The sequence below is a fragment of the Aliivibrio sp. S3MY1 genome, assembly GCF_028765575.1.
Classification (GTDB): Bacteria; Pseudomonadota; Gammaproteobacteria; order Enterobacterales; family Vibrionaceae; genus Aliivibrio.
Genome location: NZ_JARACO010000001.1, coordinates 1 through 24,577, shown reverse-complemented (window position 1 = coordinate 24,577; position 24,577 = coordinate 1). Strand labels below are relative to the sequence as shown.

Here is a 24,577-nt window from a genome sequence, read left to right as displayed (position 1 = left end):
AATTGATGGCATGTATTAACGTTTTTAATGTAGGTTATTTTATTGATTCAATATCATTAATTACTTCGCTGTAGACAATTGGGGAGACGTTACCCAGCTCCAGTAAGTGATTGTTGCGATCCGAATAATAATGATAATCACCCGTGAAAAACTTAACGTGTGGGATGGTTTGATTCTCGTCATAATCGTACGATCCCATACAAAAGCCTTCTTCCATATAAATCAGGGCGCTGATGTTGGCTTGAACAAAGTATTTTTCGAACCATTGTACAGAGCCGGCATCCAAAGGCTCACCGGTTCGCCATCCACGTTTTTCGAGCGAGCTGCGCATACGTGATGTGCCGAATTTTTCTTTTTTATAGCGAGTGATTGTTTTATACGGGTGATCGTCTTCGGCTAACGTAAAGATTGGGCGCGACAATTGAACAAAAGGCGGCACAATCTCATAATCATCCAATAGATTATTCCACTCGATGCACGTTGCTTCTTCCAACGTTAATGGGTGGACGACAGAGAATAGGCTCTCGTTGTCTATCGTAATGATCTCATCATCAATATCCACAAACTGGTTACTTTCATCTAGACGAGCAAGCGTGATCTTATCTTGGTGCTGAATTGACCAAACCACACGACGTGCAATGTAACTGAGTAGTGGGTTGTGACCCCATGTTTGATTAAATAAGCTTGGTGAAAAAAGACGACCAGTGATCATCGCTTGCTCTAAACGCTCAACCGCATTACGGTACACTTGTTTGATGTGTTTACGGAATTGAGTCAGCTCTGCGCGGCGCACTTTTAACAGCTCAGCATCATCGTCTTTACGTGTCGCTGGTGCCGATTTTAGCACTTTGTCATCTAAGCTGGTGATCAGTGAACCTTCATCGCTGAGTGTTAACGTTAGCGTGCGATCCCCAAATGGGAAAGCCACGTTTCCTTGTTGGTCAAAGCCGAGATCCGCAGACACAAGATCTGAAATCTCATCGCGAGAAATACCTCTTTCTTTTGCCAGTTGATTAAGGGCTTTAATGCAGCGCTCTTTCAATCCTTGGCTACGAGCTTTGCGTGACCAGTGATCCAGCCAAGTGAGTGCCACGGTAGAGCTTTGGTAAGCTAAGACTTCAACTTTATAGAAGGCACTGGCAGACGCCCCGTTACGTGATTCATCATCGAGATCTTTGCCGTAGGCTTGCATCAAGATGTCATCACCCAGTAAAGCCGCAGAGAACAATACCCACCCTAAGCGACGCGATTTATCATCCGCTTGTTGGTAAAGGGCGTTCCATAACGGTTTGAAGCCTGCGTTATCACAGTGTGCGATCACCTTAACTAATAAGCTTGAGTGCTGTTTTGCGCTCTCTTCTGATAATTTAGAGACCACCCATTGCATGATTTTTGGTGGTAATGGGTTACCTGTTGTCCAATGAAGTGATGGTAAATTCTCAAGCTCGATGCCTTTTGGTAGTGCGCCAGCAAATTCACTCAGTAGTGCTTCAAGCTGGGTAAGGGCATCCGTTGAAAGTGGCGCATCGGCATCTAATTGCGCTTCAAGATCGCTCTGAGCTAGCGTGATCGTAAAGGCGATGTTGTTCATCAATAGGCTTAATGCATGGTTTTTCTCTTTTACTCGGGCTTTATTTAATGCCGGAAGCGCCTCTGGACTAGGGGCTTGAGATAAGGCTTCAGCCGCTTGCTTTCGAGTCGCGAGTTTTTTATGCGCCAATAGGTCAATAATGATAGGGTACGTCTCATTTGGCGACCATTGAAGCGCTAATGCCATTGAGCGCGTTGACGCATTGGGACTGAACGCTTTAAATACGGTTAACGTATTGGTGGATTGCAGTGGCAAATAGAGTGACCATAGCAGATCCATCGCCAGAGAATCCATTGTGGATAAGATAATCTCCGCGGCCTGAATGGCATTCTCTTGGTAATACTCTAGGAAAAACTGAAATGCGTGTTTATTGGTTTCCGTATAACCGCCATCAGCCTCGATATCTTGAGCCCAATAAGTCAGGCAAAGCAGTGCATTTTGCTCATTATTGTCATGGTGTTCCATGAGTTTTTTAAGTAATGCAAGCTGATAATAGTGTGGACAAAAGTGATGAATTATCGCACTCAGTGTCACCACTAAAGCACGCTCACCATGCTGGCTCAGCAAGTTATTGGCGATTTGTTCGACATAAGAATCGAAGTTTTTCACCCAATTTTCAGAGGTGTCACAGCCACACTCAGGATCACGACAGTTTGGATTGGCTTTGATGGCCTTAATGGCTTGCTTAACGGTTTTATGATCATCATTAGAAACGGCTTGTAATAATTGTTTCACCGTATTAGTTGGGTTTGCATCAACACTCACTTCATTTTCTTGCCCGGATAGAGTGGCAAGCAATGATTTTATGTCAGCGACTTTTTCTTTTTTGAATAATGGCGTCGTTGTGCTCACGATGATGTCGGTCAGGCTTGGATCTGACGCCAATGAAAGCAATGCTTCACACGCGTGAAAGCGCACATTTTTTTTACGAGAAGATAAGGCATTCAATAATGCATCACTTGCTGCGGAACCTTGTTTAAGCAATCCTTTTGTTGCCGCTTGTCGTACGATCTCAATGGTATCATCAAGATAGTCAATTAAGGTAGGGATGGCAGCCGGATCCGTCGAGACACTTAAGGCTTCGACAAGGAAAAAGCGCTGCGGGATTTTTTTGGTTTGGAGTGCAGAAATCAACACATGTGGAAAACGTTCACCAATAACAGCCAGTCCTTTTTTGCCTTTTGTATCAATGCGAAGCTCTGAGCGTCCCCAATCGACAATGCGTTGAACCATGTGAGTGGCAACATTGTCATTGCAGAAACAGCAGAGAAGTTCTTCATAATGAAGACTCTTAAGTAAGAACTTTTCTATGTGTTGATCAGGTAGTGCCGACAACACTGCACTGTTTTTCCTTACGTGGTAGGGATCTAAATTTTCAACAAGATAATCTGCACGAGCGTCATCAATTTGCTGATTTTGTTTTTTTAAATGTAACGCGAGCCAAGGAAATAACGACATTGCTCGTGAATGGCCATCATAATTTTGTGGCACAGGGTAAGCTAAGGCCATTTGACAAATTGCGTCACTGTGCAGGTCGAAGTAGGGAGCAATGTCATCATAGTCGACGCGATGATTCTTAGCAATCATGCACAGTTGTTCTGGTGTGATGCTGTGACTCGTGAATGCTAAGAAATCCAGAGAATATATATATCTTGTTTGCGTTGCTGCGATGTTTATGGCGTCACACACGTCTTGGTGTGGCCAACATGCAAACATCTCCTCTAGTGTGCTTTGCTCTCTATCATCAACGACGTCCTCGGCAATTTTTGTTAGTAAGCAAGCAGGGGTTTGATCGACATTGATCTGTTTATTTTTTAAAAATTCAAAGTAGAGAGATAAAGAAATTGATTCTAAGAATGAAGGCAGCGCATCAATTAATGGTTGAACATCACCTTGAGCCTTCTTCATTAAAGACACCGCGTTATCGGTCATTTTTCCTGAATAATTCCAATGATTGATATTTTCAGGCTCTTTACTGGCTTGAGTAAATAAATCAATACAGTCGGCAATCGTATAGCCATTAGAAGCCCCACTGAGTGTGTACCATGAGCGGTAATTGGTCGCGAGATTGAGGATCTGTTTTTTGTGCAGTTCCCACAGTATAGTTTTATATTGATCGCCAGCTTCAAAATGTTCACGCAATTCATCTTTTATTTCATAAAAAGAGGTGTTGTCTTCAACAATTTTTTTAGCAATATTTAGTTCAGATTCCGTTATCATACCATGTTCACTATTGAGTAATTTATTATTAATTGAAAAGGTAAGTCTACTTTGCATTTAAAATAACTTTCCTTAGTTACAATGTGCCAACAAGCAAAGTATAATTTGTGATTAAATATAATGTAAACCAGAAACATTATATTTTTATAAAATAAGAGCCATTAAATGGATTGTCGTCTCATATCATAAGATTGAGCAGACGTAGACGTTAATTACCCTTAATGTTGTTAGTTTTATGTTGTTTTTATTTGTTTGCCCTTGTTTCTATTTGTATCATATAATGTCAAATTATTGGTTTTTTTATCTTGTTTTATCTTGTTTTTTGTGTGAGATTTGTTTTCTGCGTTGCCTTTATGTTCTTTTTGGTTGTGTGTTTAGGTGCCATTTGTTTATGTTATTCGTGGTTATTTACATGTCGTTATTGTTTGATTTGGACGTAAACGCTGAGTTTTAATGCTTGATATTAACTTAAGATATGGCCTGATTATAAGAATATGATACAGTTAAAAATTATTTGAAATAGTGTGGTCTCAATTCAATAGGGGCATTAGATATTCATTATGCGTGTTATTACTATTGTTCATTTTAATATTTATACATGCTTTATTTTATAGGTTGGCTATTAATGAGTTCGATAAAAAAACGTAGTGGCTTTTCAATGTGGTGGGTGTTACTGAGTTTTGTGACCTTTATTCTTGTTGAGTTATGTTTAGGTGGGTTTATCGGTCAGATGTTGATTGGTAAATACATAGCAATCAGTTTGAAATTGACGATCCAATCACTATTACATCTATCATCATTTTTCATTGGTGGCGTGATCATCGTGATCTTCTCTCCAGGAGTAAGAACATGGGAACCCGCCATCGCGACTTTTTTATCTATGATAGGAGCACGGTTAGGTGAGCGTGTGTTTGGTAATCGAGTATGAATATATCATTGAATATTAATAGAGAGAGTATGATAGTGAGTAAATCTAGTATAAAAAAGACATTTGTGATGTGCTGTGTTTTTGTTCTTTTTGGTTGTTCATCTTATCAAACCGATAATTATGAATTAGCAAAGCAGCATGTTAACAACAAAGCCTATTTAGAAGCTGAAGCGTTGCTTATTCCTCTTTCTCAAACTAATTTCATACCAGCAATCAACTTATTAGGGGATATGTATGAGAATCATCAGTGGAATTCGATAGAGAAAAATCGACATAAAGCGATTACAGAGTTATGGAAGCGTTCCGCTCAACTTGGTGATGTGACGGGGCAATATAATTATGCGTTTGCTCTAATGTTGAGTGATAAATTGGATGAGTCGATCATCTGGTTTAAAAAAGCACAACTTCAAGGTTCCATCAAAGCGGAGTATTATCTTGCTACCTTACTTCTTAAAAAGTCTGAATGTGAGCAACAAGGGTATGAGCATTTAGTCAACGCTGCGCGTAATGGGGATAATTATGCTAACCATGCGCTTGCCATGATCTATTTGGGTGAAAAAAAATACCCATCTTTAAATGTGAAAGAAAATAAAAACAAAGGATTGAGTATATTAATTCAGCTAGCATCAAATGGAGAAGTCTCATCTCAATATGATCTTGCCAAATATTATGAAAAGAATCGGATGTACAATCAAGCCATATATTGGTATGAAAAGGTTAATATAAAAAGTAGTGTGGCAGTAAGGGATAAGTTAGCTTATTTGAAAGCCAGTGATTACAATAATATATTTCTTATACAAGACGAGAAATTATTGTTATTGTCAGATAGAAAACCATTAACGTATATTAATAGATCGAGTTTTTCTGTTGTCTATTATCAAGAGAAAGAATTTGCACCTGCGATGCAAATTTCATTAACGGATGATATTAATATTTTCAATATGATAAAAGTGGGAGAGCCAGTTACAAATACAGTGGTTTACTCTCCTGGAAGCGGTATTGCGAGTGGTAGTGGTGGATATAAAACAGCCTATATTTCCAATTATGGTCACCACTACCTGTACTATGATGAGACGGAGAATTCTAGAGCAAAATTAGTGAGAAATTTAAATGATGGCATGCTAGAGCTTGAGTTTAATGTCAATGCATTTTATTTAGATGGTGGTGAATACCCTATTAATCGGTTACCTCTTGATCAGCTATATTTGTCCGTCTTTCATGATGAGAATAAAAACCAAATAATAGATGAGGGTGAACTGAAGAAATTAACCATTAACTTTTTATAAGTATGACGGTGTATAAATAGGATATTTAAGAAAGAGTATTGTCGTTAAAAATCAAGGGTATTTGCAGGCCATTTATGACGTTTTTTATTTTAGTTGTTTCTTTATTGCTAGTTGGATGTATGAGTTCAGAAAATAATATAAATATGACTATTGATAATTACCGAACGTTTGCGGAAGAAGGGGATGCAGAAGCCCAATATAAATTAGCAACCATGTATGACCTTGGTATTGGTACATTAAAAAACAGTGAAGAAGCGATTCGTTGGTATCGCCAGTCAGCAGAACAAGGCAATGTTGAGGCTCAGCATGCACTTGGGATAATTTATGATTATGGACTTGGTGTGCCAGCGAATACACAAGAAGCGTTAAACTGGTATCACCAAGCGGCTGATCAAGATCATGTCGATGCTCTTTATGCGATTGGGCTGATCTTTCATTCCACAAAGGAGCACTACCCTGAAGCCATTTATTGGATAGAAAAAGCCGCAAATAAAGGCCTTGATGAAGCGCAATATGATATGGCTAGAATGCTTTATTTTGGAATGGGCACAGATAAAAATAAACAACAGGCTTTAATGTGGTATAGGAAAGCCGCCGAGCAAGGTCATGTCGATTCTTTATTTTACATCGGTTCCGCGTATGACTTTGGAGGGGGCGTTGTTATGGATAAGAAAGAAGCGTTCTCTTGGTATGAAAAAGCGGCGAATAAAGGACATGCAAAAGCGCAATTTTACTTAGGGTTAATGCTAGAACGAGGAGATGGCACCACAATAGACAAAATAAAAGCGGTTAAATGGTATTTAAAGGCAGCAGAACAAGGCCTACCTGATGCCCAGTATAGCCTTGGGTTAATGTTTGAGCTGGGTGATGGTGTGAGTCAAAACATGTCTGAAGCGATAATATGGTACACCGCTGCTGCGAATCAAGGTGATGTGGAATCACAGTATGCATTGGCTACGATATATGAATTGGATAATAGTCATCCGCACAATGCATATATATCTACTATGTGGTATCAAAAAGCGGCGGCGCAAGGCCATGAAAAAGCATTAAAGGTGCTGATGTCAAATAATCATGAATCTCAAATACAGCATTAAACTATTAAGAAATCCAATTTAAAAGAGCTAAATATTATCAGGGGCAGAAAGACATGTTAGCGCTAATATTGATAGCCATCGCTGCAGTGCTCGTTATGTGCCAATGAGCTGTGGTTTATTCGGTTATTTTATTTGTATAAAAAAGGACTATGTAAAATAGTCCTTTTAAGTATCAAATCAACGTTGATTCACTTCTCTTAGTTGCTTTAGTGCTTCAGAAAGAGGTTGTGGACGCGAAATCAAAAAGCCTTGGATCCTATCAACACAACAAGTAGTCACGAAGTTAAATTCCTCTTCGGTTTCTACGCCTTCTGCCACAACTTCACAGTTAGCGATCTCGCCCATTTGAGCAATTAATTGATAGAGTTGTTTTCCTTTGACTGTGGTTGCATCTAATAGTAGAGAGCGATCCAACTTAATTTTATCAAATGGATATTTTGACAAATGTGGAAACGAGGCGTAACCCGTTCCAAAGTCATCCATAGCGATTTTTATTCCGTGTGATTTTAAGAGTTCTAAGGTTCTCAGTAAGTGATGATGATTACTTAAAATCGCTTCTTCTGTTATTTCAATTTCTAGCCAATGGGCAGGAATGGAAAAGAATTTTAATCGATTAATAAAGTGTTGAGCAAAATCATGCTCTTCAATCGAAGCAACAGAAATATTAATGGCTATTCTTTGTTCTTTCTGAAGGTCCATTTTCTGCATATCTATTAAGACTTTATCAATAACTAATTTATCCAGAGTCGGCATCATATTAAGTAATTGAAAATCACTAACAAACGTCGGAGGGCATAATTTACCTTCACGATCTTGATAGCGTAATAATGCTTCAAAAGATATCGCTCTTTTATCAGTAACAGATTTAAGTAATTGGTAATGCATTACAAAACCATCATCATGGAGCATTTTTAATAAGCGTTTTTTCGCGGAAGAACGCTCTAAACTTGTTGCCGCAGAGATACCAACATTATCTAGTAAGCTTCTAAAAATCGATTGCTCCATGCTTCTATCGGTGAGCGATGCTCGTTTTTTTAAGGCGTATTTCCCTGAAAAAGCAAGATAAAATGGACGATACACAAAAATACCAATCACAATAATTATCAGCTGTAATATTGAACCTTCTATGTTTTCTCCCATTGCAACATAGCCACTAAATAGTGGTGGTGTCATCCAGTTAACGATATTAATTACAGGTGAAATAGCACCAGAATAGATTGCTAAATAGGTAATTAAAAAACTGATTAATGGTAATGTTATAAATGGAACAATCAATAATGGATTAAAAATGATCGGTAAACCAAGTAGTAATACTTCATTAATATTAAACATAACTAACGGCAAGGCGGCTAACGCAAGCATTATATGATTTTTTTCTTTGGAGAATAAAAGAATACAAAGCAATAAACTGATGGAATTTCCTGAGCCTCCCATTGACATAAAGGCATCATAAAAACCTTGGTTTATAATGTTTAATGTCGCTTCTCCTGCTGCCCAATCAGCCATATTCTGTTGAGTTTCTGAGTAGATGGTTTGTTTAATAGCAAACAGCAAATTGTGTCCATTAATACCAATAGAACCTAATAATCCAAGAATGGTTTGATAGAGTAATCCGCCGCTAAATGTTAGAGGGTCAACATTCATATTGCCAATAAGAGTCGTCACATTATTAATGACTTTTACCATCAGTTTAGATAATAAAAAGGCAGCACTAATAAAGGTGAAAAAATGAAATAAATGCTTGAATAAACGTGAAGAAAAATCCAATGCCTGTGGCTTTAATTGTTGCAAATTAAAGCGTGTGCAATACATGAATGTGATTAAAGCACTTAAGAGAGCAAGTAATGGATTATTTGGGAAATAGAAAGGTGCGGCTAAGCTGCCGTTTTCTAGTGAAAGCAGATAAAACAAGACTAAAGAATAAATAATAAACGTCGCGCTATTAAAGCCCGTTTTATGGGATAAGTAATACCCTGCAATAACACAAAAAGAAAGCGGGTAGATATTTATTAAGAAATTAGATAAATGAAATAGAAAGCTTGAGGTTTCTTTAAACTCAAAGAAGTTAAAGGTATGCCCCAATAGAACAGCCGTTGCATTCGATAGCGTTAGAGGCAAAAGAAGTAATGCTATTGCTGATAAATCATAAATGTAAGAATGTGATGAAGAAGGCGAGTTCTTACGCTTAAACAGAGACATTACCCCTGAGTAAATTTGATGAATAAAATTATTAAGATTTAAAACAATTTTCAAATGAAAGATTCCAATAATTGATGACATTTAATAGATGGTATTTAATAGATGCTGAGGTACCTATGAAATACAATGGCTTCAACAATGATGAATTATGTTACCAATAGATAAGCAGTCTATTGCTGTCTAATAAGCAAGCGTAATGGCGAGGGATTCTGACACACAGATTAGTATCTTACTAGTTTTAATTTGTGCTCTTTTTCAATTGCGCGAAAGCATAGAAATAGGTCTGTGAAATAGTAATCGATTGTATAACAAATGCTGATGTTTTTACTATTTTACATTTCAATGAGTTATTAAAATACAAGATATAAAATAGACAAACATGCGCTTGTCTATTTTATACAGGAGGATTATTAGTGGTGAGGATTATTCTTCGTAATTCTCGATACTAGGACAAGAGCAAATCAAGTTTCGATCACCAAATACGTTATCCACACGGTTAACCGTTGGCCAGTATTTAGAGGCTTTTGCTTGAGTTGATGGAAAACATGCCACTTCACGAGTATATGGGTGATCCCACTCATCAGAGATTAAATCCACTTGAGTATGCGGTGCATTAACTAGTGGGTTATTGTCTAGTGGCCATTCGCCTTGTTGAACCTTGTTCATCTCTTCACGAATCGTAATCATTGCATCACAGAAACGATCCAATTCAGCTAAGTCTTCAGATTCTGTTGGTTCAATCATTAACGTGCCCGCCACTGGGAATGACATGGTTGGCGCATGGAAACCAAAGTCCATCAAACGTTTTGCAATGTCTTCTTCACTGATCCCTGTTGCTTCTTTAAGCGGGCGGATATCAATAATACATTCGTGCGCGATGCGACCATTTGTACCACGGTACAGAACAGGGTAGTGAGGGCGCAAACGCTCCATTACGTAGTTGGCATTTAAGATCGCCACTTTAGTCGCTTCAGTTAGGCCCATTTCACCCATCATAGCAATGTATGCCCATGAGATAGGAAGAATAGAGGCACTGCCTAGATCCGCTGCAGAAACCGCGTAATCTGACCCTTGAACCCCGTTTTCGGTATGACCCGGTAGGAAAGGCGCTAGGTGAGATTTAACACCGATAGGCCCCATTCCCGGACCACCGCCACCGTGTGGTATACAGAAGGTTTTGTGTAAGTTTAGATGAGAGACATCAGAGCCAATGAAGCCAGGGCTTGTTAAACCAACCTGTGCATTCATGTTGGCACCATCAAGATACACTTGACCGCCAGCAGCATGAACCATGTCGCACACTTCACGCACTTGCTCTTCATATACACCGTGTGTAGAAGGGTAAGTTATCATGATGCTTGATAAGTTTTCTTGATGTGTTGCGATTTTTTCAGCTAAATCGATCATGTCGATGTTGCCGTTTTCATCACATTTCACCACCACTACTTTCATAGATACCATTGAAGCCGTTGCAGGGTTTGTGCCGTGTGCAGAGCTTGGAATTAGGCACACATTACGTTGACGTTCACCACGGCTTTCATGATAACGTTGAATTGCAATTAACCCCGCGTATTCACCAGAGGCACCTGAGTTCGGTTGTAGAGAAAACTCGTCATAGCCTGTAATTTCACACAGCATCGATTTTAGTGATGTTGCTAACGTTGTGTAGCCAGCAGCTTGGTTTAATGGGGCGAATGGGTGAATACCACCGAATTCAGGCCATGTTACCGGAAGCATTTCAGCCACCGCGTTTAATTTCATGGTACATGAGCCAAGCGGGATCATACCGTGAGTTAATGAAAAGTCTTTGTTTTCCAGTTTTTTCAAGTAACGCAACATTTGTGTTTCGCTGTGGTGCGTGTTGAATACTGGGTGGGTTAAGAATGAAGAAGTACGACGGCACGCTTCTGGGATAGCGGCAAACTCATCGGCACCGACGTCATTAGAAAGCGTATCACACTCTGCATTATCAACACCAAATACTGTCAGTAGTGCAACTAAATCAGAAACCGTGGTGGTTTCATCAACGCTGATACCCAGCTTAGTATCAAATTTACGTAGGTTGATGCTTGCTGCTAATGCTTTGGTGTAAAGAATGTCTGTTTGTTGCTCTGTCTTAACTGTTAAGGTATCAAAGAAGCTGTGATGTGCTAACTCAAACCCTGCAGATTGTAATGCTTTTGCAACGATAGCGGTGAAGTGATGCACACGACGAGCAATGGTTTTTAAGCCATCTGGTCCGTGATATACCGCGTAGAAAGAGGCCATGTTTGCAAGCAATGCTTGTGCAGTACAAATGTTTGATGTCGCTTTCTCACGACGAATGTGCTGTTCACGTGTTTGCATTGCCATACGCAGCGCTTGATTGCCTTTTGAATCAACCGATACCCCAATAATTCTGCCTGGCATTGAACGTTTTAGCTTTTCACGCGTTGCCATGAATGCCGCGTGTGGACCGCCGTATCCCATTGGGACACCAAAGCGCTGTGCACTACCAATCGCAATATCTGCACCCATTTCACCAACAGGTTTAAGAAGCACAGAGGCAAGAAGGTCAGTGGCTACAACAACTAAGGTTTTTTTCGCTTGAGCTTGTTCAATCAGTGTTGATAAATCTTTTACTTCACCCGTTGTGCCAGGGTATTGAAGTAGAGCACCAAACACATCATGTGAATCTAAGTTTGAATCAGTATCAACAACAACGTCAAAACCGATGAATTTCGCACGAGTTTTAATTACCGCTAGTGTTTGTGGGTGAACATCATCTGCCACAAAGAAAGTGGTGCTTTTATTTTTTCCACCACGCTTACACAGTGTCATGGCTTCTGCTGCTGCCGTTGCTTCATCAAGCAAAGAGGCGTTAGCAATATCAAGACCGGTTAAGTCCATTACCATCTGTTGGTAGTTTAGTAGCGCTTCTAAACGACCTTGAGAGATCTCTGGTTGGTAAGGCGTATACGCGGTATACCAGCCCGGGTTTTCTAATACATTACGTAAAATTACATTAGGCGTATGTGTATTGTAATAACCTTGACCGATATAACTGGTGTTTAGCGTGTTTTGTTGAGCGATCTGTTTTAACTCAGCAAGCATCGCATTTTCAGAAAGGCCGTGAGGTAACTGCATTGGCTGAGGTAAACGAATTGAACTTGGTACGGTTTCTTCGATTAATTTTTCTAGTGTTTCAGCGCCAACCGTATTGAGCATATGTTGATGCTGTGAAGAAGCGGGACCATTGTGGCGGCGAATAAACTCGTTATCCGTGCCTAATTGTTGAAGAAGCTGACTCATGATCTTAATCCTTTAAATTATTTTTATTCTTCTTCGATGCTTTCAAGGTATTGATCGCCCGGGATTAGACTTTCAAGTTGACCTTCATCAGACAGTTTAATTTTAGCAATCCAACCCCCTTCATACGGTTCTTCATTAACAAGTTCTGGGCTGTCTTCTAGCTCTTCATTAATTTCAACAATCACACCAGAAACAGGTGCATAGATGTCTGAAGCCGCTTTTACAGATTCAACCAAAGAGAAGTTTTCTTCTGCCGTTACTTCGTCATCTACATCAGGTAGGTCAACAAATACAACATCACCAAGTAGGCCTTGAGCGTGGTTTGAGATACCAACGGTTACTGTACCATCACCATTATCACGTACCCATTCGTGGCTTGCTGTAAATTTAAGATCTTTTTCCATGATACTTCTCCAGTGTGAATTGTCTTGAGCAAATGGTATTTAGCCAAATGCAGGTAGAAAAATTAGTATTAAGCGAATTATATTAAGTGGAACTCAACAAGGTGTTATCTGTATTAATAACGACCATTAGATTACATCTGGTAAACATACAAGTGTGAAATGCAACATTCAACCGTCAAGTTTCCAATAAGAAACTTTGTTTCCCATTTTGCTACCTAGCGCACTTTTTCAGCATTCTTGTTGCTTTTTATCTCGCAATTTTCTCCTGATAAGATGAGTATTACAAAGGTAGATTGAATACTTAATGAGCAAGGAGCGCCGTTTGAGTCATCCTCAAAGTGTTATGGAAGAAGCAAAAGTGGTTAAAATTGAGAAGAATAACGAAGAGCAATCGATTGCTCCGCTTGATCTTGGTAAGCGTCTAAAAGACATTCGAATTCAGCTTGGATTAACGTTAGAAGAGGCGAGTAAGCGAACTGGACTTGCTCGCTCTACGTTATCAAAAATTGAAAACGAACAGATTTCACCCACATTTCAGGCCCTGCAAAAATTGGCGAGCGGCTTGGATATCGATATTCCTCAAATATTTGAGCCGCCGAAACAAAAAGGGGCGGTAGGGCGTCGAGATATCACGCTTTCGCAGCAAGGTAAGCCTCATCCAACGGCGACCTATGAACATGAGTTGTTAGCAACGCAATTGTCCAATAAAAGGATGATGCCATTTAAGAGTCGTATTCGTGCGAGAGACTTTGATGCTTATGCCGAATGGGTGCGCCATGACGGAGAAGAATTTTTATTGGTTCTAGACGGTGAGGTTTGTTTTTACAGCGAATTTTACGAGCCAGTCAATTTAGCAATAGGGGACAGTGTTTATTACGATGCCAGTATGGGGCACGTACTTATATCGATCAGTGAGGAAGACGCTCATATCCTCTGGGTTACCGCTAAGTAACCTGCAATTGATGGATCACAATCCACTATTTATTAGAAACCTAGATCCCAAGAATAACCGACACACTTAGCTAATATCAGGCAAATGGAGAAAGAAGAATGTCAGAACAACTAAATAAAACGGCACTTTTTGATATGCACGTCGCTGCTGGCGCAAAAATGGTCCCTTTTGCAGGATATGAAATGCCTGTTCAATACCCATTAGGCGTAAAAAAAGAACACCTTCATACTCGTGATGCTGCTGGCTTGTTTGATGTATCACACATGGGGCAACTTCGCTTAAAAGGTGAAGGCGCAGCTGCAGCGTTAGAAGCGTTAGTGCCTGTTGATATTATGGATCTTCCTTCCCAGAAACAACGCTACGCATTTTTTACTAATGATGTGGGCGGTATTATGGATGATTTGATGGTGGCTAATTTTGGCGATCACTTGTTTGTTGTTGTGAATGCCGCGTGCAAAGAACAAGACATTGCACATCTACAAGCGAATCTTCCTGAAGGTGTTGAGCTTGAAGTGATTGAAGATCGTGCTTTATTGGCATTACAAGGCCCTCAAGCGGCTGATGTGTTATCACGACTTCAACCGTCAGTGGCTTCTATGTTGTTTATGGATACGGCTGTTATTGATATTAATGGCATTGAGTGCTACATCAGTCGCTCTGGTTACACGGGGGAAGATGGCTACGAAATCTCCGTGCCAAATGATAAAGCGGCAGAGCTTGCAGACGCATTAACCTCTTTTGAAGAAGTCGAGTGGATTGGACTTGGTGCGCGAGATTCGTTGCGTCTTGAATGTGGTTTATGTTTATACGGTCATGATTTAGATACGACGACAACACCTGTAGAAGCAAGTCTATTATGGGGTATCAGCAAAAATCGTCGTGCAGATGGTGAGCGGGCTGGTGGGTTCCCAGGAGCGGATATTATTTTACAGCAAATTGAAACCAAAGACGTGAGCCGTAAACGTGTTGGGTTAGTTGGAAAAAGTAAAGCGCCAGTGCGTGAAGGCTGCAAGTTATTTGATGCGGCTGATAATGAGATTGGTATTGTGACCTCAGGTACGGCAGGTCCGACAGCTGGTAAGCCGGTATCTATGGGCTATGTAAGAGCGGATCTTGCCGTTATTGGAACAGAAGTGTTCGCTGAAGTTCGTGGTAAAAAACTCGCAATGACAGTAGAAAAAATGCCATTCGTACCGCAACGTTATTATAGAGGTTAATTTGTTAGAGCTAGAAGCTTATAATAACGATCATAGAAATGAATGAATCAGGCAAAAAGAGCATATAACTATGCTCTTTTTTTGGATTGTAAAAAAAGTGAGGGCGAGAATTTATCTTTATAAAGTATAAGCTAGATCAGATTTTTGAAATTAATTGTACACTGTGCATATTAGGTTATCTTTTTGAATTTAAATGATTTGCACGCTCTGAGCGAACACTTGCATGCTCGGAAAGTATTTGCAAAAAAACGTGACCTGTAACACAATTATAAACATGGCACTTAAGCATTGTTTTTACGATTAGATATCAAATAAGGTCTCTCTATGAAGGTTGTCGATTTTCTAAAGCATAAGCGTGAATTTCTGGCGAATCATCCGTTTGAATTAAAAGATTGGATGTCACCAACCATTAAAGATTACTGGATTGAATTTTTAAATAAAGCCAACAACATTCACATTATTTCGTGGGTTAAAGAGCATAAGCGCGCTGTTAATGAGCAGCAAAACGCGGCTGTTCAACCTGAGCCAATTGAAATGAACTTAGATACTCAAGCTGTATTTGAAGAATTAACCGCTCGTTTGGGCGAAGAAATCCACATTGGCGATTGGTCAATGATGGATCAAGAACGCATTAATAGTTTTGGTGCAGTTACTGAAGATATGCAATGGATCCATACCGATCCAGAAAGAGCTTCAGCAGAATCTCCGTTTAAAACGCCGATTGCCCATGGATTCTTAACGTTGTCTATGCTGTCAAAACTGACGGATAACGTAGGCAGTGATAATTTACTGTTTCCTACGGCAAAAATGACCGTAAACTACGGTTTAAACAAGGTACGTTTTCCATATCCTGTAAAAGCAGGTAAGCGCATTCGTGCAAGAAGTACGCTAATGTCGGTAACACCGATCAAGCGCGGCTTAGAAATTGAAACTGAAGTGAAAGTTGAAATCGAAAAATGTCGACGTCCAGGTTGTGTTGCGGTTTCTGTAATACGTTTATACTTTTAGGCCTTTTTGATTACACCAATCTTATTGAAGCAGATAGCTAATATGAGTTTCTGAACGACAGTAAGATATAAAAAAAACGCGTTAACCTAGCTAAGGTAACGCGTTTTTTTGTATCTGTAATTCTTGTTCATTACTGGTATTGGTGTCATTAAGCAACTTGTCGATTGTTATGATTAGCACCACGTAGCATCGCTTGTACTAGCTCTGTTGCTTCGAACTTAGTTAACGCTTCATGAGCACCAACTTGATGTGCTTGCTCAACACAGATCTCACTTGAGAGCGAGGTATGAAGGATCACATACGCATCTTTTAGCCTTGAATCATTTTGGATTTCAAACGCCAATTCATAGCCATCTAACCCGGGCATTTCAATATCACTGACCACGATATTATATGGGCGATCATCAGCAGAGGCTTGTTTTAGCATTTCATAGGCATCTAATCCGTTTATTGCTACTTGATAGGGGATATTAATACTATCTAATGCCGTTGAAAGTTGTTTACGCGCGACAAACGAATCATCAACTAATAGAATGTTAAGAGGTTTTAATTTCTCTCTTTCTATATCAGACAATATAGGGTACAAGTTAGAGGTCTTTTCTGGATAGATTTTTGATAGTAGAAGTTCTACATCAAGAAGTTGAACAATATTATCTTCAAAGCGGGTGATCCCAGTAACAAAGACATTTGCCCCTGCTGTTTCTGGTGATGGCTCAATGGCTTTCCAATCACACTCAATGATTTTATCTATGGTTCTTACCGCAAATCCGACAACGGTGCGCATGCAATCGGTAATGATGATATAGCAATCTTTGAATTCATCTTTATGCAGTGGTCTAAAGCCAACAGCGGCCGACATATCAATAATTGGAATTGCCATATTACGAATGGTTGCTGTCCCTAATACGTGGTGGTGAGAGTAGGGAATGGAAGTCAATGCTTGAAAAGGTACGATCTCACGAACCTTCAGCGTGCCGATGGCAAAACGCTGGGTCAGTGTGAGTTTAAATAGTAGCATACCTTGCGATTGGTTCGCTTTGCTTTTCATAAGTAATGGCCTTCTGAAAATAATTATTTTTATAAACTTAATTGTAGTTTTTTTGAGACGGTTTTTAAAGGTGAGACTATCAATTGATGATGAATAAACGATATAATTAAGCTTAATTTATCTAGAATCATTTTTGAGGTATTCATGGCTAGTACTGCAGCTGCGCTACACATTCTTGTTAAGCATAAAGAACAAGCAGAAGACATTATTCAACAGCTTAAAAAAGGCGCTAAATTTCACGTATTAGCGAAAAAATACTCTAGCTGTCCTTCTGGTAAAAAAGGTGGCGACTTAGGTGAATTCAAGAAAGGCCAAATGGTACCGCAGTTTGATAAAGTATGCTTTAGTGGTGAAACGCTTGTTCCGCACCTAGTCAAAACTAAGTTTGGCTGGCATGTGGTTAAGGTTCTTTATCGCACATAAGCAATATAGCCTTTAAGAGATATAAAAAATCCGACCTATAATGTCGGATTTTTTATTATCAGTTCAACGTAAGCTGGAGTAAATTAACGTTCCCAGTACGCTTCTTCTAAACAGTCTTCACGCTCAGGCATTGATTTAGATAAACGTGGAGAGTGCTGAGTTAATACCTCGTAACTTGCACGGTTTGAGTACTTACAAATTTGAGAGAAAGAAGAGTAAGTTAAATACTCGGCATCGTGTTTGCTTGAGTTTGGCACATTCTCTTTATGGTAGTAGTTAGCAGCCATATCATGAAGCAATGCAGACAAAGCCGCATCACCGGCACCGTTGGTATTTTTAATCTCAATTGGACCACCCATGTAAGGGGCAATGTGAGAAGATACTTTAATAGGCTTGGTACATAACGCTTTCACCATTGGACGACTGTATTCAAAGCGGTTGAATTCAGGGATGTTACCAGGGAGAAGTGGCTTATCAGTTTCGCGCTTAATGCTTTCTTCTGTGAAACCAGCCATGTATAAACCAACAGGACCAGCAGTACAAAGCACTAAATCTACCCATTCTAGCGCTTTATCTGCTGCTAGTAGAGGGTCTTTCTCACCAGTAAGGGCTTCTGCTTCTTCTTCATTCATTGCAACAACAGTCACATTCTCTTTTAAGAATGCTTGCCACCATTCTGCTTTGCCTTCAATAACGTACTTAGTACCTAAAGTAAGGACAACAGGAACATTATGAGATTTTGCACAATCAATCGCTTTTTGAACGGCATCCATCATTGGATCACCTTCCTTACCACGAACAAGGTAAGAAGAGATCACTAATGCAGAGGCTTTTTCAAAAATATGCTCAGGAACGTGAGCAGGACAAAGTTGGTTCATGTCACCTTCATTGATCGCAAACGTACGTTCGCCATCTTCAGAGATCAAGGTGTAACAACGACCAATAGGGCCTTGAACTGGTTGCAGGTGATCTAAATCCATACGGCTTGTTGTGTTACATAGGTAACGATAAGCGTAAGAACCGATTTTGATATTTTCACTCATTACACCAAGCAGAATAGACTTGCTGTCTGCTAGAACTGAGTAGTTATGAAGGGTGTTACCAATGGTATCGCCAGGATACTCATGACTGATCAAGTTTCTTTCAAACAGTTCTTTATATAAAGCTTCTGCTTTTGATTCTTCAAGAACCAGAGAATGACCTTTACTTAACTGGTGACGCGCTAAGAAATCATCGTCAACTTTTGCTTCAATATCGACGATGGTTTGGCCTACACCGATAAGGTGAGTACGCTCAAGTTTAGGGGTTTGTTTGATTTGATTCACTAATGGATCGCGAGTGTGAACAGGAAAATAGTGTTTAGACTTACGTTGGCCAGGAAACTTCATGAATTAAAGATCAGTTAATAAGTGAATTTTCCGAGATTATATCACAAATTTTTTCATTAACATTCATCAATCGATTAAATAATTGCGAGCTAGGTCACTTTATTTTTTGAGCGCAAATAGCAAACGTTTACCTGATAAAGAGAGGTTAGTGCATTTACCAGAATTGCAGTCCGTATAAAGTGTGGGTATGGGTTGTATTTGCAGTGAATTATTCTGTTTTTTTCTTTATATAGTTTATTTGTTCTGATGTTTGAGTTTTGTTTGCAGAATTATCGATAATATCACAAAAAAAAGTGAATTATCAGACTTGCAGAATCAGTTTCCGACTCTATAATACTGAAAACCGGAGCGCCTGCCAGCGCCCCGGTTTTTTTGTGCCTGCTATCTTGGTTTGTTAACTGCCTTCTGCCAAAGGCAACAAGAGATAGTAGAGCCATTATCGATAATACGAGGAATTTATCATGCGTATCGAACAAGAATTAAAGTTAGGCTTCAAAGATGTACTGTTTCGTCCTAAGCGTTCAACACTGAAAAGTCGCTCTCAAGTCGAATTAACCCGCGAGTTTACATTTAAGCACAGCGGTCGTCAATGGTCTGGTACACCTGTAATTGCAGCTAATATGGATTCTGTTGGTAGCTTTGCTATGGCAAAAGCACTTTCTGAGCACGGTGTAATGACGGCGATTCATAAGCATTACACAGTTGAAGATTGGGCTGGCTTTATTAAAGAAAACGATGCATCTGTTCTGAAGAATGCGATGGTTTCTACTGGTACTTCTGAAGCGGATTTCCAAAAGACAAAAGATATCATGGCATTAACAGATGACTTGATCTTTATTTGTATCGATATCGCAAACGGTTACTCTGAGCATTTAGTTCAATATGTAGAAAAAGTACGTGCTGAATTTCCAGACAAAGTGATCTCTGCTGGTAACGTAGTTACAGGCGATATGGTTGAAGAACTTATCCTAGCTGGTGCCGATATTGTTAAAGTAGGTATCGGTCCGGGTTCAGTATGTACTACTCGTGTTAAAACAGGCGTTGGTTACCCACAACTTTCTGCAATCATTGAATGTGCTGACGCAGCGCACGGCCTTGGAGGTCGTATCATTGGTGACGGCGGTTGTTCTTGTGCTGGTGATGTTTCTAAAGCGTTCGGTGGCGGTGCTGATTTCGTCATGCTTGGCGGTATGCTAGCAGGTCACGAAGAGTCAGGCGGTGAAGTTATCGAGCAAGACGGTAAACAGTTTATGAAATTCTATGGAATGTCTTCACAAAGCGCGATGGACAAGCACTCAGGTGGTGTTGCTAAGTACCGTGCAGCTGAAGGAAAAACCGTACTATTACCGTTCCGTGGTTCAGTTCATACAACGATTTCTGACATCCTTGGTGGTGTACGTTCAACGTGTACATACGTAGGCGCGGCGCAGCTTAAAGAGCTAACTAAGCGTACTACTTTCATCCGAGTACAAGAGCAAGAGAACAACGTTTACGGTAAAGAGTGATAACTCGACACCTCGGAAAAACCGAATAATGAAAGGTCGCATTTAGCGGCCTTTTTTTTGGTCTAACATTGGTAAGTGGCGACAAAGTGGCGACAGTTATTTTGTTTGTATTTTCTGGTTAAAAGCGCATTGGTCTTTCATGATCACGAAATGGCTTAATACTTTCTAATGGGTTTGGACCTTTCCATTCGCCCAGTTCTTTAAGTTTTTCAAATACTGCTTTAAAACGTGCTAATTCAGAATTTAATGTCGCAATACTTGGTGCGCCTTTGTGCCTTTTACTATCTACAAAGGTAATTTCACCAGCCGTACGTTTACGACGGAACTCAGCATACATGTTTGCAGTGAAAGTAGAGGCAACAGGGTTACCCATAGATTTTACCATGTGTTCAAATTTTTGATAGATAACTTGGCCATTAGATAGGTTTACGCCATACATAGAGAACCAAATATCAATAAGCACAGATAAACGGCGGTTTTCAAGTTTTTCACCTTTCCACGGCTTTATTTCCACTTGTTTTAAGGTGTAGTGTTCAAAGGTAGTAGCTTTACCTTTAGAGGAAAAACGTTTACGAATGCGTGTTCTTTCGCGGCCATTAGTATAGAGTTCGGCAAGTTAAGGTTTTTTAGTTTTTTAAGATACTGATATTAATGATAAAATATACACACGCTGTGTTTATATGAAGCGTAACTCATGCTCAGTGCTTAATAATGTTTTATATCGAATAAATAGTACATAGAACGATTATATAATCAGCGTTTAATTGAGTAAGCATGGTAATTATGAAATAACTCGGTAGAATGTGCCAGTTAGTAATTTGTAGGTATTTTTAATGACAGTAAAAGCAATAGATTTGTTTGCCGGCGCAGGTGGCTTTACTCTTTCAGCTCATAATGCTGGAGTTGAGGTTGTTGCCGCAATAGAATTTGATAAGGCAGCTGCAAATACTTATAAAGAAAACTTCATCTTAAAAGATAAGAAGCCAATTAAGCTTCTTAATGAAGATATTAATCTAGTTGACCCAACAGTTTTGAGAGAGTCTTTAAACTTAAAGGCTGGGGAACTAGATTTAATTCTTGGTGGCCCACCATGCCAAGGGTTCTCAACACATAGAATTAATAATGCTGGTGTGAATGATCCTAGAAATGCACTTTTGTTACGTTATTTTGAATTTGTGCATGAGTTTCAGCCAAAAGCTTTTTTAGTTGAGAATGTTTCTGGTTTATTATGGAAGCGACATGAAGATTTTTTAAATAAATTTTTACAGCTTGCAGCTAAAGAAGGCTATGAAATAACATTTTGCGGTATTTTAAACGCCAAAGATTTTGGTGTGCCTCAGAATAGAAAAAGAGTTTTTATACATGGTGTTAGAAAAGATATAAATAGCACAGTTAATTTTCCACCTAAAGCTACTCACTTTTCACCAACATCAGGGCTTACGCCTTGTTGGAAAACTGCATCAACGGTTTTTGAAGCCGTACCTGAACAATATTTAAATCGTTTCGTTAAAGAGTATTTTTTAACGAAAACGAAATTAACTAAAGAACAAGCTTTAAATTCGTTGCGAAAATTAGAGTTTGGTCTTGACATTGATAAAAACGATCCATGTAATGTATTTATGAAACCAAGCGAAATGATGGTGAAACGCTTTGTTGATACCCCATTAAATGGTAGCCGTGAAGATGCTGGAGAACAGCACCGACTAAAATGCCATTCTAACGGGTATAAAGGTCATAAAGATGTATATGGTCGAATCTTTATACATCAACCAAGTAATACGATTACTACAGGTTGTAATAACCCATCGAAAGGGCGCTTTGTTCATCCGTGGAAGAATCATGGTATAACTCTTAGACATGCAGCAAGGTTTCAAACTTTTCCCGATGACTTTGTTTTTTATGGTTCATCGACAGAGCAAGCTAAGCAGATTGGTAATGCGGTTCCACCTTTGCTTGGAGTAAAGTTAATTGAAGCTATTATTAATTAAAACCAGCCTACATTATTAATGTAGGCTGCTTTCGTTAAATGAGTTGTAAATCTCTTTTTAAGTTATTTAACAATTCAGTCCATAAAACGCTTTCTTTATTTCTATTTCGTAAATATATTTTTTGCAATTGTAATATAGTATCTGAATTTGTTTCGTCTTTTCCGTGCAAATCAATCGCTGAAAGTTCGAATCGTTCTTTATAATCCAGATCATTGTATTTATTTTTATAAATATTAGGAATAGTGCCAGTAGCAATTTCCCACACTAACTCTTCAGGAGTTTCTGTATTCATAAAGTGAAATTTTTCATGATATTTATCAAGGATTTTTAGCTTTAACGATATTTCTTCTGCTTCATTAGGAGCATCACCTCCATTTAATGGCAAAATAAATGTTGAACCGTTAATTCCTGTTTGTTCACTTAATATGCCATTTATCTTTCGGTATTCTGAAGTGGCAATATCACTACTAGTCCGCTTTATAATTAATTTTTTATTTTCAATTTTATCTTTATACAATCTTGAGTATCTAGAGAACACAGAGCATTGCTTATCTCCATCGAGTAAGACAATATCATTACTTGTATCCTCAATAGCTGCAAAATGTACTGGAAGTTGTTTAATTATTGTATCTGCCCCACCCGGATATGGAATTACATCAAATTGCGAACGAGCTGAACTATCTATATCATCTAAAGCGGCCTCTACCACAATTTTAGCTAATTCATCTTCAACAAATATTTTTTTATTTATATCTAATGTACCACCTAACCTACAGAAGGCTTGCTCGGGCGTGCATTCATTTAATATATTATATCGTCCAGTATTTGGGTCTTGCTGAAAAAGTTTAATTGATTTACTAGATAAACCTTTTAAAAAATGTTCTGAATGCGTTGAAATAACAACTTGGACATTATTATCAGTAATAGCACTAAAAAGTAAATTCCTTAATTCAGTTTGAGCCCCTGGGTGTAAAGAAACTTCAGGTTCATCAAGTAAAATTAACGAGTTTCTTGGTGCAGATAAAACCTTGCAGACACAATTGATAATAGCAACTTCACCGCTACCAGCCACGGCTTCTGAATATTGATTCGAACCGTCATTGAAAAGGATTGAGAACCCTTTATTATCAAACATGGTATGAGAAATTCTTTTAGCAGATATGTACCTCTTTCCAAGAATTTTATTAGCCCAGAACAGCTCATTCTCATTAAGATTTTCTATTTTACCTACTGTTTGCGAAAACCAATTACTTGGAAGTTTACTTGGTGTAGATAATTTTTGTTTTAAGCTGCGTGAACGATCTCTTAAGAAATCTTGAACATGAGTATAGTGCCTGTTTTTTTTCATATCGTTGAAATAAAAAGATATATCAAAGGCGCATAATTCGCTTCTAAAATCGATATATACGACAGCTTTATTAATAGCTTTCCAACGAGATTCATTACGGTGCTCTTGATGAGCATTTGTAATTTCATCAGGCATTTTTTGCATGTCATCAGTTAATCTTGGTCTTGCCGTTTCCCAATAATCTGGATTTTTACGAGCGCCTGTACGAGCTGAGCGAACTCGCATTTTTATAACTTCGACTGATTCTTCCATTCCTTCAGGAATGAACTTATGTATTACTCTTGGAGTATCCCCGTCATCACTAATCGGGTCTAATTCTGTAGAAAACCAAAAATCACCAATAGATTTACCACGAACAGAACCATATAAAGACGTTAATACTGAAGACTTACCGGAACCATTGGGACCAACAAGAGCAGTGAAAGGAGACTCAAATGTCACTATAGAGTTGTGCTGAAGTTTTTTATAAAATGGATATCTAACCTGATGTAAATAGTTAGTTTTATTTTTTGTTTTTATTTTGTTTATTTTTTGTAATAAATCAGACATTGTATATAAGCCAAATAACAGTATAGGGCGATTGTAGCCGATATTGGACAATATATGAATTAGATACTTTAGGTTTGGTAGTTGTTTTATAGATTTTTCTGTGATGAAGGTTTATTTATGTGTAGGTATTTTGAA

General features: G+C 38.9%; 17 protein-coding genes. 9 read left to right on the top strand and 8 right to left on the bottom strand.

Translation table 11 applies throughout. The annotated features are described in order from the left end of the window. Window positions 1-34: 34 nt before the first annotated feature. Window positions 35-3,868 carry a DUF4132 domain-containing protein gene (locus PVK62_RS00085; protein ID WP_274442570.1) on the bottom strand — a complete coding sequence of 1,278 codons (3,834 nt, stop codon included), beginning with the start codon at window positions 3,866-3,868 and terminating at the stop codon, window positions 35-37. Between the two features lie 568 nt (window positions 3,869-4,436). Here PVK62_RS00085 and PVK62_RS00080 point away from each other — a divergent pair. The 3 genes from PVK62_RS00080 (at window position 4,437) to PVK62_RS00070 (ending at window position 7,122) form a co-directional block, all read left to right on the top strand. Further along, on the top strand, window positions 4,437-4,739 hold the full coding sequence (locus PVK62_RS00080) for a hypothetical protein (RefSeq protein ID WP_274442569.1): 303 nt from the start codon (window positions 4,437-4,439) through the stop codon (window positions 4,737-4,739). Between the two features lie 35 nt (window positions 4,740-4,774). Then, on the top strand, window positions 4,775-6,025 hold the full coding sequence (locus tag PVK62_RS00075; RefSeq protein ID WP_274442568.1) for a tetratricopeptide repeat protein: 1,251 nt from the start codon (window positions 4,775-4,777) through the stop codon (window positions 6,023-6,025). Between the two features lie 119 nt (window positions 6,026-6,144). Beyond that, a complete protein-coding gene (locus tag PVK62_RS00070; RefSeq protein ID WP_274442567.1) occupies window positions 6,145-7,122 on the top strand; it encodes a tetratricopeptide repeat protein in 978 nt (325 codons plus the stop codon). A 177-nt stretch (window positions 7,123-7,299) separates the two neighbouring features. Here the strand turns inward: PVK62_RS00070 and PVK62_RS00065 are convergent, their stop codons facing one another. The 3 genes from PVK62_RS00065 to gcvH form a co-directional block, all read right to left on the bottom strand. Then, a complete protein-coding gene (locus tag PVK62_RS00065) occupies window positions 7,300-9,321 on the bottom strand; it encodes an EAL domain-containing protein (RefSeq protein ID WP_274442721.1) in 2,022 nt (673 codons plus the stop codon). Between the two features lie 423 nt (window positions 9,322-9,744). Then, window positions 9,745-12,612, bottom strand: a complete 2,868-nt coding sequence (gcvP, locus tag PVK62_RS00060) for an aminomethyl-transferring glycine dehydrogenase (protein WP_274442566.1) — start codon at window positions 12,610-12,612, stop codon at window positions 9,745-9,747. Window positions 12,613-12,635: 23 nt separating this feature from the next. Beyond that, entirely contained in the window at window positions 12,636-13,016 is a 381-nt protein-coding gene (gene gcvH / locus PVK62_RS00055) for a glycine cleavage system protein GcvH (protein WP_130043741.1), read from the bottom strand. 343 nt (window positions 13,017-13,359) lie between these two features. Between gcvH and PVK62_RS00050 the strand changes: the two genes are divergently transcribed. The 3 genes from PVK62_RS00050 to PVK62_RS00040 all read left to right on the top strand — a co-directional run bounded on the left by PVK62_RS00050 (window position 13,360) and on the right by PVK62_RS00040 (window position 16,193). Continuing rightward, window positions 13,360-13,968, top strand: a complete 609-nt coding sequence (locus PVK62_RS00050; protein ID WP_274442720.1) for a helix-turn-helix domain-containing protein — start codon at window positions 13,360-13,362, stop codon at window positions 13,966-13,968. Between the two features lie 98 nt (window positions 13,969-14,066). After that, window positions 14,067-15,185 carry a glycine cleavage system aminomethyltransferase GcvT gene (gcvT, locus tag PVK62_RS00045; protein ID WP_274442565.1) on the top strand — a complete coding sequence of 373 codons (1,119 nt, stop codon included), beginning with the start codon at window positions 14,067-14,069 and terminating at the stop codon, window positions 15,183-15,185. 324 nt (window positions 15,186-15,509) lie between these two features. After that, complete coding sequence (locus PVK62_RS00040) at window positions 15,510-16,193, top strand: MaoC family dehydratase (RefSeq protein WP_274442564.1); 684 nt, start codon at window positions 15,510-15,512, stop codon at window positions 16,191-16,193. Between the two features lie 148 nt (window positions 16,194-16,341). On the opposite strand, the gene PVK62_RS00035 is transcribed toward PVK62_RS00040, so the two are convergent. Further along, window positions 16,342-17,241: a chemotaxis protein gene (locus PVK62_RS00035; RefSeq protein WP_274442563.1), complete on the bottom strand. Its 900-nt coding sequence runs from the start codon at window positions 17,239-17,241 to the stop codon at window positions 16,342-16,344. A gap of 144 nt (window positions 17,242-17,385) precedes the next feature. On the opposite strand from PVK62_RS00035, the gene PVK62_RS00030 reads away from it, so the two are divergent. Then, window positions 17,386-17,664, top strand: a complete 279-nt coding sequence (locus tag PVK62_RS00030; RefSeq protein WP_045103769.1) for a peptidylprolyl isomerase — start codon at window positions 17,386-17,388, stop codon at window positions 17,662-17,664. Window positions 17,665-17,747: 83 nt separating this feature from the next. On the opposite strand, the gene PVK62_RS00025 is transcribed toward PVK62_RS00030, so the two are convergent. Then, window positions 17,748-19,052, bottom strand: coding sequence for an inosine/guanosine kinase (locus PVK62_RS00025; RefSeq protein ID WP_274442562.1), 1,305 nt, complete (start codon window positions 19,050-19,052; stop codon window positions 17,748-17,750). Window positions 19,053-19,513: 461 nt separating this feature from the next. On the opposite strand from PVK62_RS00025, the gene PVK62_RS00020 reads away from it, so the two are divergent. After that, window positions 19,514-20,557 (top strand): GMP reductase, encoded by a 1,044-nt coding sequence (locus tag PVK62_RS00020; RefSeq protein WP_274442561.1) that lies wholly within the window; start codon window positions 19,514-19,516, stop codon window positions 20,555-20,557. Window positions 20,558-20,675: 118 nt separating this feature from the next. On the opposite strand, the gene PVK62_RS00015 is transcribed toward PVK62_RS00020, so the two are convergent. Continuing rightward, window positions 20,676-21,071: a phage integrase gene (locus tag PVK62_RS00015; RefSeq protein WP_274442560.1), complete on the bottom strand. Its 396-nt coding sequence runs from the start codon at window positions 21,069-21,071 to the stop codon at window positions 20,676-20,678. A 319-nt stretch (window positions 21,072-21,390) separates the two neighbouring features. Between PVK62_RS00015 and PVK62_RS00010 the strand changes: the two genes are divergently transcribed. Next, entirely contained in the window at window positions 21,391-22,545 is a 1,155-nt protein-coding gene (locus PVK62_RS00010) for a DNA cytosine methyltransferase (protein WP_274442559.1), read from the top strand. 34 nt (window positions 22,546-22,579) lie between these two features. On the opposite strand, the gene PVK62_RS00005 is transcribed toward PVK62_RS00010, so the two are convergent. After that, window positions 22,580-24,442: an ATP-dependent nuclease gene (locus PVK62_RS00005; RefSeq protein WP_274442558.1), complete on the bottom strand. Its 1,863-nt coding sequence runs from the start codon at window positions 24,440-24,442 to the stop codon at window positions 22,580-22,582. Window positions 24,443-24,577 lie beyond the last annotated feature (135 nt).